General features: G+C 49.2%; 9 protein-coding genes. 4 read left to right on the top strand and 5 right to left on the bottom strand.

The genetic code is table 11. The features are described from left to right. A complete protein-coding gene (locus M2134_RS08490; protein ID WP_280750866.1) occupies positions 1-726 on the top strand; it encodes an SDR family NAD(P)-dependent oxidoreductase in 726 nt (241 codons plus the stop codon). 14 nt (positions 727-740) lie between these two features. Here the strand turns inward: M2134_RS08490 and M2134_RS08485 are convergent, their stop codons facing one another. The 5 genes from M2134_RS08485 to M2134_RS08465 all read right to left on the bottom strand — a co-directional run bounded on the left by M2134_RS08485 (position 741) and on the right by M2134_RS08465 (position 7,945). Beyond that, positions 741-1,295 carry an NAD(P)H-dependent oxidoreductase gene (locus M2134_RS08485; RefSeq protein ID WP_280750867.1) on the bottom strand — a complete coding sequence of 185 codons (555 nt, stop codon included), beginning with the start codon at positions 1,293-1,295 and terminating at the stop codon, positions 741-743. A gap of 84 nt (positions 1,296-1,379) precedes the next feature. Further along, a complete protein-coding gene (locus tag M2134_RS08480; protein WP_280750868.1) occupies positions 1,380-2,210 on the bottom strand; it encodes a peptidylprolyl isomerase in 831 nt (276 codons plus the stop codon). A 29-nt stretch (positions 2,211-2,239) separates the two neighbouring features. Then, entirely contained in the window at positions 2,240-4,078 is a 1,839-nt protein-coding gene (locus M2134_RS08475) for a U32 family peptidase (RefSeq protein WP_280750869.1), read from the bottom strand. Positions 4,079-4,102: 24 nt separating this feature from the next. Next, complete coding sequence (metA, locus tag M2134_RS08470) at positions 4,103-5,035, bottom strand: homoserine O-succinyltransferase (RefSeq protein ID WP_280750870.1); 933 nt, start codon at positions 5,033-5,035, stop codon at positions 4,103-4,105. A gap of 210 nt (positions 5,036-5,245) precedes the next feature. Beyond that, on the bottom strand, positions 5,246-7,945 hold the full coding sequence (locus tag M2134_RS08465; protein WP_280750871.1) for a calcium-translocating P-type ATPase, PMCA-type: 2,700 nt from the start codon (positions 7,943-7,945) through the stop codon (positions 5,246-5,248). Positions 7,946-8,102: 157 nt separating this feature from the next. Between M2134_RS08465 and M2134_RS08460 the strand changes: the two genes are divergently transcribed. The 3 genes from M2134_RS08460 to M2134_RS08450 all read left to right on the top strand — a co-directional run bounded on the left by M2134_RS08460 (position 8,103) and on the right by M2134_RS08450 (position 11,769). Next, positions 8,103-9,005 carry an ABC transporter substrate-binding protein gene (locus M2134_RS08460; protein WP_280750872.1) on the top strand — a complete coding sequence of 301 codons (903 nt, stop codon included), beginning with the start codon at positions 8,103-8,105 and terminating at the stop codon, positions 9,003-9,005. Positions 9,006-9,009: 4 nt separating this feature from the next. Beyond that, positions 9,010-10,380, top strand: coding sequence for an ATP-binding cassette domain-containing protein (locus tag M2134_RS08455; RefSeq protein WP_280750873.1), 1,371 nt, complete (start codon positions 9,010-9,012; stop codon positions 10,378-10,380). 213 nt (positions 10,381-10,593) lie between these two features. Next, positions 10,594-11,769 carry a Xaa-Pro peptidase family protein gene (locus M2134_RS08450; protein WP_280750937.1) on the top strand — a complete coding sequence of 392 codons (1,176 nt, stop codon included), beginning with the start codon at positions 10,594-10,596 and terminating at the stop codon, positions 11,767-11,769. Positions 11,770-11,798 lie beyond the last annotated feature (29 nt).

Below are 11,798 nucleotides of genomic sequence, written 5' to 3'. Positions count from 1 at the left end.
ATGAAACGAATCGTTATTGTAGGAGCAACCTCCGGCATTGGTCGGGAGGTAGCCCGCCTTTTTATTCAACAAGGCTGGCGGGTAGGCATCGCCGGACGTCGGACAGAGTTATTGGAATCTATCCGTAGCGAAGCGCCCCAGCAGGTTGAGACAGCCCCCATCGACGTCACAGCCGCGGATGCGCCCGAACGACTATATGCCTTGATCGACAAACTGGGCGGCATGGATATCTTCTTTTTAAGCTCCGGGGTCGGGTGGTATAACCCATCCTTGGATCCGGAACTGGAAATGAAAACCGTCGAAACCAATGGAAAAGGCTTCACACAAATGGTCGATTCAGCCTTTCACTATTTCCTGCAACAGGGCAAAGGGCATATAGCCGTGATCAGCTCCATTGCCGGCACGAAGGGATTAGGCGCCGCCCCTGCCTATTCAGCCAGCAAACGCTATCAGAACACCTATATAGACGCGCTTGCCCAGTTAGCCCGCATGCGTAAAATCCCCATCCGTTTCACCGACATCCGTCCGGGATTTGTCCGCACCGACCTATTAAAAAACCAAGCCTTCCCGTTACAATTAAAACCGGAGAAGGTAGCCCGTCAAATAGAAAAGGCGCTCCTTAAAAAGAAGCGCCGTATAACAATCGACTGGAAATACCGTCTATTGGTTTTCTTCTGGCGGCTCATCCCCTTATGGATCTGGGAAAGGCTGCCTATTCACACCTAATCAATCTAAACAAATTATTCTTTTTTTGTTTGCTCTGTCAACAACAAAAGCTTGCGGATAAAACCTCCGACCCGCTTGTATGCCATATCGGGATCCGCCGGAGTCCCCGTTTCATCGTATTCCGTCCCGGCATTGATTGCGGTAAAAGAGGCGGGCACCACCAAGGCTCCCATATAAAGCATAAGCGCTTGAATCTCTTTCACAGTCGCGATACCGGCATTCGTGCCATAGGTCACCGAGGAGACAGCCACCACCTTGTCACGCCACTCTTTCACTAAGAGGTCGATCACATTCTTTAGGGCAGCCGGGAAACTGGTATTATACACCGGAGAGACGATGATGATAGCATCCGCCCGGTTAAAACGTTCCACATAATCCAACACCTGCGGGGTAGGGTTCTTCTGATACATCAACCGTTCCGTAAACAACGGAAAATCATACGCTTTCAAGTCCAGGATATCCACCTTAGCCAACTGGTTTTCCTCCATATATTTCTTCATAAAAAGAGCCACCCGATGGCTAAGTCTCCCATCCCGGATACTGGCGGATATAATTGCAATCTGTTTCATTTTTTTTCGTTCTATAAATTATACATACATACTTCTTACTTATAGAACGCTATTTCGGCCGGTTTTGTTTAGGAATAGAGCCGCTTATTTCTGAAACACCTTGGTCGACTTCACATACACATCTTTCAAAGGACGATCGAACTCATCGCGTTCCACCAAAGACATCTTCTCTACCACATCGAGTCCCTTCACCACTTCTCCGAAGATAGTCACCGAACCATCCAGATGAGGTGATCCACCAAGGGTTTTATAGACCTCCCGCTGATCTGCCGGTATCACATACGGGCCACCCAGCCGTTCTATCTCATCCATGATCATAAGCGACAACTCTGCCTCCAGCTCATCGGCTTTCTCTACCTCACCCCAAGAAGCATCCTTCTCCAATAGCTCTTTCTTAAACTTATAATACAACCAGTTGCGACGTATATCATTGATACGCACCTCTATTTTATCCAGCTCTTCATCGGTTTGTATCTTTCCTTGCAGGAAGCAGAATTGTGTCCCGGCCGAGGCACGCTCCGGATTCACATCATCCCCCTGCTTGGCATCGATCAGGGCGCCTCGTTTATTGAAGTAGTGAGGTAGGATCTCTGCCGGAACCGTATATCCGCCACTGTTACCCCCATAACGGGCACCCGGCTCGCGCTCTTTGCTGGTCGGATCGCCTCCCTGCACTACAAAGTCTTTGATTATACGGTGAAACAAAACACCATCATAAGCGCCCTCCTGGCACAAACGAATAAAGTTCTCTTTATGCAAAGGAGTGTCGTCGTAAAGCAATACCGTCACTTTGCCCATAGAGGTATTAACCGTTACATAGACCGGCTTCTCCGGATCTAATGGCTTTTGCTCGCCGGAGCAACCGACACATAGCATGCCTGCTAAAAAAACAAGAGTAAAAAGTAGATTCTTCATTTGATTATAGATTTAGAAATTAACATATATCATCGGCTTTCATCCAAAAACACCTTCATTTCACACGCCTTGCAATCAAAGGCCAACCGCAGGCGATTTCCCTTATAAACCAGGAAATAGGGTTCCTGATAGGGAGAAGCCTTTTTCTGCCACACCGGACACCACCCCAACGAATAGCGAAGGCAATGCTTCGTAAACATAAGCGGTACCTCTTTTTTATTCTCTTTTTCAAAGGCCGGTTCAATCGCTTCTACGCCATGGAGCGCATAAAACGAAGCCGCCTTTTCATTATACACATTCCCCTGATAGGAAAGCGTTGTCTGTGGATAGGCCACAGCCGAATTTCTTCGCATGATAGGACGCGCAGACAGAGCAGGATAACGCATCCGACGAGCCATCAATAATCGATCGACCAGCTGACGACGCATCTCATTCAATACCGAAGAGGGTATAAACCAGTTCTTGGTCAGCGAAACCCTCACATCGCGCGCCTCAAAGGGCGTATTGCCCAACTTAGTCAATTGCGTCTCTATATTCTTCCGCTGATCAGAGCGTGCCTCCTCCTTTTCGCAAGGAAACGGCATCTCCACCCGAGCGCCTGTTTCATCGGTCATCGCCAGGGTGAAGCCCCGGGCATAATCCGCGAAGGTGATATCCACCGCTATCTTCCGTGTGGCCGAAGGCTTGTCCAACAGCTTCTCAAACTCCTGATCCATATTCCGGTAAAGCGGCGTCTTAGGTTGAATGGTGGGCATCTCGGCCGGGAAAACACGATTATCCTCTACCCGATTTACCCGAAATCCGTCCAGTTCGCCTTGGGGATTAAAGAAAACCAATCCGTCGCCATTATGTAATGATTTCACGCCAGCCACCGTAAAGGAGTTGCCTTTGATCTCTTTCACCGTTCCAACCGCTTCGCCTATCGACTTCGGTGTATCAAACGAGGTGATATCTTGACTTCGCCTATCCAGCCAATAGGAGGTAAAGCCACGGTTAAAGCTCTTTTCCGGAACAGGTTCAAACGTATACCGGCTCTCTCCTGCCGACGAACGCCGGTATTCCGGTCGGCGCGCCAGTATCGCATCCAGCCTCTTCCGGTAATAGGCCGTTATATTTTTTACATACGAGACATCTTTCAACCGCCCTTCGATCTTGAACGAGGAAACACCGGCATCCAATAAGGCTTCCAGGTCCGCCGAACGGTTCATATCTTTCAACGATAACAAATGCTTTTGGGACAGAATCGGGGTATCATCACGATCAACCAGATCGTAGGGAAGACGGCAATACTGCGCACACTCTCCCCGGTTAGCACTCCGCCCGCTCAGGGCAGCGCTCAGATAACATAACCCACTGTAGCTCACGCACAAGGCGCCATGAACAAACACCTCCAGGTTGACCGATGTATTTTCCGCGATCTCCCGTATCTGAGGCAAGGCAAGCTCGCGCGCCAAGACTACCTGATCAAATCCGCTGTCTTCCAGAAACCGTACCTTTTCCACCGTCCGGTTATCCATCTGCGTACTCGCATGCAACGGAATAGGCGGTATATCCAGCATGGCAATGCCCATATCCTGCACAATAAGGGCATCGGCTCCCGCCCTGTACAATTCCCCAATCAGCTTCTCCGTCTCCTTCAACTCTTCATCCTTCAGGATCGTGTTCAAGGCAATGTAAATACGGGCGTCATAGATATGCGCAAATTCACAAAGTTGGCGGATATCCTCGACCGAATTGCCTGCCGCCGCCCGGGCACTAAACTTAGGCGCACCGATATAAACCGCATCCGCCCCATGCAGAATAGCCTCTTTTCCACTAACCAAATCTTTAGCAGGGGCTAATAATTCTATTTGTTTTTGATGTTTCATATTATGAAGATAAAACGAAGGCAATCACAAATCCCCCAAGTATTTTATATCTTCAATATTATAGGGCGTTTCCTGATAGACATAGTAATTCAACCAGTTGTTGAACAATAGATTGGCATGTCCCCGCCAACGCACCACAGGCCCCTGTGCCGGGTTATCGTTACGGTAATAGTTCTGTGGAATATTGATCGGAAGCCCCTTCTGTTTATCACGTATATATTCGTCATTCAACGTATAAGGCGAATACTCCGAATGACCGGTCACGTAGAACTCTCTTCCTCCCCGCGACATCACCATATAGACACCCGCGTCTTCGCTTTCGGACAAAAGCGTCAACTCCTTGTTTTTCACAATATCCTCCCGGCGTATCTCGGTATGGCGGCTATGAGGCACAAAAAACTCTTCGTCGAAGCCTCTGAAAATAGGAATATAAGGTTCCCGAAGCGTATGTCGAAACACACCAAACATCTTGGCCGGAAGCTCATATTTAGGCACATCGTAAAAATGGTACAGTCCCGCCTGAGCCGCCCAACAGATATACAGGGTGGAGGTCACATGCGTCCGTGCCCAATCAAAGATACGTACCAATTCATCCCAGTAGTTCACCTCCTCGAAAGACATCAACTCCACCGGAGCGCCCGTGATAATCATACCGTCGTAATACTGATCGGCCATCTCTTCAAACGTCTTATAAAAGGCCTGCATATGTTCGATGGGTGTATTCTTAGGCGTATGCCCTTCGATCTTCATAAACTCCATCTCCACCTGCAAAGGGGTATTACTCAACAAACGCACCAGGTCGGTTTCCGTTGTGATTTTCAGCGGCATAAGATTTAACACCACCACCTTCAAAGGGCGAATATCCTGTGTAGCCGCCCGTAGCGAATCAATCACAAAAATATGTTCTTTCTTGAGCAGTTCGATCGCCGGTAGATTCTCTTGTACGTTTAATGGCATAATAATAGCTGTTTAATTCCCTTGCAAAGATATAGAAAGCTAAACGCAGCGCCAACCCCAAACTGACATTTTGTCAAAATCGCCCGACTATTTTTCCAAAAACGTAGGGGTATTTAAAATTAGTCAGGCGGGTAACACTTTTTAACGTATCATATTGTAAAGCAAAATGCCGTTTTTGCTTACAATTTGTCAAAGGCAAAAAGAAAAGAATCAAAGGGTAGCCGCCTTCGATCTCCGCAAGCTTTTTATCAGGCGGAAAAGCTCGCCAAACCAAAGCACAAACGAGGTCGTTCCGATAATGATGCCCCAATCTTTCCAACTCAAAGGAACCACATTAAACATTTCACCGCCAAAAGTAACGATCAGGTACTGCCCAACCAATATCAACAGGGCCACAAACACAAACGTTTTACTCTCTTTCATCCGGGCAAAGGCAGAGGTGCCTTCCAGGAAAGCCTTGGCGTTAAACATATTCCAGAACTGAAGCATCACGAAGAAGGTAAAAAACCAGGAGAGGTTATAAGGCGTGAGCCCGCCCTGTTGTTGGAAACAATACAGGAGCCCCATCAGGATAACAACAAACAACAGCCCTACACTCAGGATCATATACTGCATCGGGCGTGAGATAATAAAGTCGCCCCCTACCCCGCTGCGACGCGGTTTATCGTTCATCACCCGCTCGTTCGGAGGAAGCGAGGCCAGGGCAGCCGCGGCAAACGTATCCATAATCAGATTCACCCATAACATCTGCGTAATGGTCAAGGGCGATTCGGTACCAAAGAGCGAGCCCAACAATACAATGAGGCAAGCGGCCACATTGATTGTCAACTGGAACAACAGGAATTTCTGTATATTGCGATAGAGCGAACGACCCCACATCACAGCACGCGTGATGCTGGCAAACGAATTGTCCAAAATAGTGATATCGCTGGCCTCCTTGGCCACCGAGGTACCGTCGCCCATAGAAAGCCCTACCTGTGCCGCCTTCAGGGCTGGGGCATCATTGGTGCCGTCGCCGGTAACCGCTACAACGGCGCCTTTCTGTTGTAATAGTTGCACCAAGCGCTGTTTGTCGGTCGGCCGTGCCCGGCACATGATCTTCATATCCATCACCATGTCTAATGCTTCTTCGTCGGTCAAGGCGGCAAACGAGGTACCGGTGATGATGTTCTCTTCCGAATCATTTTCCTCCCAGATACCAATCTGACGGCCTATCTCACGGGCGGTTGCGGGTGTATCTCCGGTAACGATCTTCACCTGTATGCCGGCATCCAGGCATTGCTGCACAGCCTCCGGCACATCCGGGCGGATCGGGTCGGATATGGCGATAATACCCAGAAACACCATATCGCGGCGGTTAACACGCCCATGCGCGAAAAGAGCGTCGTTATCCGTTTCATCGATCTCCAAATAAGCCATACCCAAGGTACGCATTGCCTGATTCTGATAGGCCAACAACTGCTCCTCAATCACAGGACGAAGCGCCTCTACCGGTTTCATGCCCTCAGGAGTAGCAACCGATTGGCAGAGCTCCAACAAAAACTCAGGCGCCCCTTTCACATATAAGACCCTCCGTTTGCGCAAAGGGGAATCGACCAGGGTGGCCATATATTTGCGCTCGGTGGAAAAGGTCAACTGATCGATCACCGGAGAGGACTCACGCAGTTCCAGGTAATCGATCTGCTGCCCATACAACCAAAGCAGAAGCGCCGCCTCCGTTGGGTTGCCAAATGTTTTCAGTTTCCCCTCGGAATGATCCAGAAAAGCGGTGGAATTAACCGATATACCCTCTTTAATTAATTGGCTATACACGTCATCGGCAAGCGTTTGTTCCGGCAGACAATAAAAATTGGTACGATACACCTGCATCTGATTCTGCGTCAGCGTGCCCGTTTTATCCGTACAGATCACCGTGGCAGCCCCCATGGTTTCGCAAGCATGCATCTTGCGCACGAGGTTATTGGTTTTCAACATCCGGTTCATGCTCAAGGCCAGGCTGAGCGTTACACTCATTGGCAGCCCTTCCGGCACCGAGACTACGATCAGGGTAACGGCGATCATAAAGATATTCAAGATGTCACCGACCATATCCAGCCAGGGCACCGATGGAGAAAACAACAATAGTTTCCCCAATAAAGCCACGAAAGTGAGTCCGGCAACCGTATACCCTACCTTACTAATCAATGCCGCCAGTCCTTTCAATTGTATCTGAAGGGGCGTATCCAGGTTGTTATCTATCTGCGATCCCTCATAGACCTTTCCGTATTCCGTGGCATCGCCTACGGTATCGACCTCCATAATGCCATGGCCATCGACCACGGTCGTGCCGCGCATCAGGCAGTTGCTTGGATAGGTTGCCTCCCGGTTGAAGTTTTCCTCTTTCGTTGTTTTGGAAATCACCGGTTCGCCGGTCAGGGTCGACTCATTCACCTGCAGGGAGATCGCCTCCAACAAGGTACCATCGGCTGGCACCTCATCGCCTGTCTCAACTATGACAATATCTCCCTTCACGATATCTTTCTTGGGGATCTCTGTGATATTCCCTTCGCGGATCACCTTGATCAGTGCGTCATCGTTGACGGTATTCAACAGATCGAATGCGCGGTTAGCCTTCGCTTCAAAAGCAAAGCCTACCCCCGTTGCCAATAGGATGGCAAAGAAAATACCGATAGGTTCGAGGAAAGCCTTGAAGCCTTCCGCGTCAGGTCCCCAGCAATGCACTCCGGCAATGATCATGGAGAGCAGCCAGGCTACCAATAATATCTGTATGATAGGGTCTTTGAATTTTTCCAGAAATTGTACCCAGAGCGACGTTTTCTGAGGAGGTGTCAATAGGTTATGACCGTATACTCGTCTGTTCTCTTCTACTTGTTCCTGTGTTAACCCTGGGTAAGGGTGACTATGTTCCATATGTTACACCTTGTTTAGTAGTGCAAAGATAGTGAAAGATAGTGAAATCCCTCTCTTTGCCTATTGTTGTACTATGTTGATAACAACCAAACGTAGCATTTTGCTTTAGAAAAAGGGAAAAAAATGATATTTCCATATTTTCTTTACCTTTACACCCATGAAACGTCAAAAGAGTTATCCGGGCATACTTCTCTTTATCGTCCTACTATTTATCGGATGCGGAGGGAAGAAACAGGAGAATAGCCTGCGGGTTACGATCCTTCGCGGCCCTTCTGCCATTGCTTTTGCCGGATGGATCGAACAGCCTCCGGTGATCGACGGGCGGAAAGTCGTTGTGGAAGTGGCCGATTCTCCACAGCAGGTACAGGCGTTACTTATCCGTCGGGAGACCGATTTGGCGGTCGTTCCGATGATTAGTGCCGCCAATCTCTATAATAAAGGTATCGACTACCAATTGGCAGGTTGTCCCATTTGGGGCAATCTCTACCTGGTAGGGCTTCCGGATGCCCGTCAGTTGCATCTGTTTGGCTCGGGCACTACACCGGATATCCTCGCGCGCTATTACCTGGAAAAGCAGGCGCTCCCCTATCGCTTGAACTATACACTGACGACTGCTTCTGAGGTGACCCTCGCCCTATTGGCAGGGAAAGCCGAAATAGCCGTACTGGCAGAGCCTTTTGTCAGTTATGTCCTACGCGAGAAACCGGAATTGGAGTTGCTTGCCGACCTGAATAATCCTTCGGGAGATTCACCAGGCTTTGCAGAGACAGCCGTTCTTTTCCGGAGTTCGTTACAGGAAGAACGCGGCGTGATTGATAGTTTATTGACGGCTACTTGCCTTTATGCCCGCCAGAAACCGACCGCTGCCATCGCTATTTTGGAAAAAGAGGGCATATTTCCTCCCGGCCTATTAACAGAAGAGAGCATCGAACGTTGCCGGATCGACTACCTGCCGATTGCCGCCATACGCGAAGAGACCGAGGATTTCCTTCGGATCATCTATCAATACGAACCCAAAGCATTGGGAAACAAACTGCCCGATAACCTATTCTACCAGTAACGCTATGAAAAAGAAATACGTTCCCTATCTCTCTATTGCCCTATTATTATTGATTTGGCAAGTGACGGCTATGATCGTGAACCAGCCGCTTTTCTTTCCTTCTATCGATCGATTGGCGGTTTCTATCTGGCACCTTCTCTCCACTCCCTCCTTCTATATGTCGCTGGGTGCGACCATCGGGCGGGGTGTAATCGGCATGCTTCTCTCCTTCGGGGCAGCAGCAGGATTCGCCTTTGTCTTCACGCGGGTAGAGTGGTTACAGGAACTGTTTCGCCCCTTATTGGCAATCATGCGGTCGATTCCGGTGATCTCGTTTATCCTGTTGGCGCTTATTTTTTTGCATGCGGAAAGTATTCCGCTCCTGATAGGCTTCCTGACCATGTTTCCCCTATTGACGGAAAACCTCACAAAAGGGATTAGCCAGATGCGCCCGGAATGGAAGGTTTTCTCTCATCAGTTTCGGCTGAACCGACGAAATCATTTCAGCCAGATCATCTATCCGCAGATAAAACCTTTTCTCTATAGTGGACTAGCCTCCGCTGCAGGTTTCGGTTGGCGCGCGATTATTATGGGTGAGGTGCTCTCGCAATGCAATTATGGCATCGGAAGCGAGATGAAACAGGCGCAGGTATTTATCTCCGTGCCCGAACTGATTGCCTGGACGGTGATTGCGATTGGGCTTAGCTTTCTGACTGATCGCTTGATCAGCCGCGCCAACAGCTACCATCCCCCGATTCTTTTCCTCTCCCGAAAAAAGGAGATGCGGGATCCACTGATCGACAACAGACCAAAAGGGCTTCCCATTCTATTGGATCAGGTCTCTTACGACTACGGCATCCACGATTTTTCCTATGCCTTTGAAGCAGGAAAGAAATATGCTATTTCCGCCCCTTCGGGCGCCGGGAAAACGACCCTGTTGAAACTGATCAACGGCACCCTTATACCTACGACCGGAACCATTACGATCGACCGCCGACAGGGCATCGCCTCCCTGTTTCAGGAGCCGGAACTGTTGCCTCATCTTTCTGCCCTCGACAATATCGCACTGCCTCTGGCTCGTTTGGCTTCGCAGGAGATTGCCTATGAAAAGGCGCGCGAACTGCTTCACCTGACCGAGATGGAAGAGTTTGAATCACAACGCCCCACGGAGCTAAGCTACGGACAACAACAACGCGTAGCCCTTGCCCGTGCTTTGATATACCCCTCCCCTTTCCTTTTCCTGGACGAACCCTTCAAGGGTTTAGACGAATCCTTGACACAACGGATTATCGAACGCATCGTTGAGAAAGAAAGGCTCTGGCAACAAACCCTGCTCTTTACATCACATAACCCCGAAGAGGTTACCAAATTATCCGATCTAACGATCTATCTATAAGAGTAAGGACTTTAAGGACTTTATGGACTTCAAGGACTTTAAGGACTCTAAGAGCTTTAAGGTCTTTAAGGTCTTTAAGGACTCTAAGGACTTTAAGGTCTTTAAGGTCTTTAAGGTCATTAAAGCCCTCAAAGCAATTCTTCATTCTTCATTCCTCATTCTTCATTTTTTACTACCTTTGATGTTGCAAATAAAAAGTACGCCTAAAAGATGATGATACAAGAAGATATCAGAAAAGACCTCCAACTAAAATGGAGGCGATTGCAAGAGAACATGAGTAAAACAGGGGCAGACGGATGCCTGTTGAGTGTGGATGTGAACCTGTATTATGTGGCTGGACGCGTTTACAGCGGCTATTTCTATCTGCCGGCGGAAGGCGATCCCTGGTTCTTTGTCAAGCGGCCGAACGGACTGACCGGCGACCAGGTTCATTACATCCGCAAACCTGAACAAATGCCCGAACTGTTTATTGAACATCAGATCCCCCTACCCAAAAAATTGCTCTTAGAAGGCGACGAACTCGCCTATAACGAATATATGCGCCTGGCAGCCGCCTTCAAACCGGAGGAGACAGGCAATGCCACCGCCCTGCTTCGGCAAACGCGCAGTGTAAAAACACCCTGGGAGATAGAACAATTCAGCCTTTCTGCCCGCCAGCATGCACTGACCTATTCGGAGATCACCGGATGTTTTCGTCCGGGCATGACCGATATAGAGCTTCAATATGAAATTGAAAAGCGGATGCGTAAGAACGGTTCCATGGGACTCTTCCGGGCATTTGGCGCCAATATGGATATCTTTATGGGAAGCCTGTTGGCAGGAGAGAATGCCGAAACGCCCTCACCATTCGACTTTGCCCTGGGAGGCGGAGGCGTGAACAGCTCACTACCTATCGGCGCCAACGGTACCCTATTGAAAGAGGGTACGGCCGTGATGGTCGATATGGCAGGCAACTACACCCCTTATATTACCGACATGACCCGCGTCTTCTCAGTAGGCAAGCTACCGGAAGAGGCCTATCGTGCCCATCAGGTAGCGTTGGAGATACAAGAGGTGGTAACAAATATCAGTCGTCCGGGCACCTCCTGTGCGGAGATGTATAATCTCTCCCTAAATATAGCCGAAAAGGCCGGCTTAGGCGACTGTTTCATGGGCACCAAACAGCAGGCGAAGTTTGTCGGACACGGCATAGGCATACAGATCAATGAATTGCCGGTACTCACTCCCCGCTCCAAAGAAGTCTTGGAACCCGCTATGGTATTTGCCTTGGAACCCAAGTTTGTCCTGCCGGGCATCGGAGCTGTGGGTATCGAAAACAGTTTCTTAGTGACGGAAACAGGCATCGAAAAGCTGACGATCTTTGAGGAAGAGATCATCCGGTTGGATTAATTAATCGTTATAAAACAATCTTTATTCAG

It is taken from the genome of Parabacteroides sp. PM6-13 (assembly GCF_029892605.1).
Classification (GTDB): domain Bacteria; phylum Bacteroidota; class Bacteroidia; order Bacteroidales; family Tannerellaceae; genus QVMG01.
This window is presented reverse-complemented; position numbering and strand designations above follow the sequence as displayed.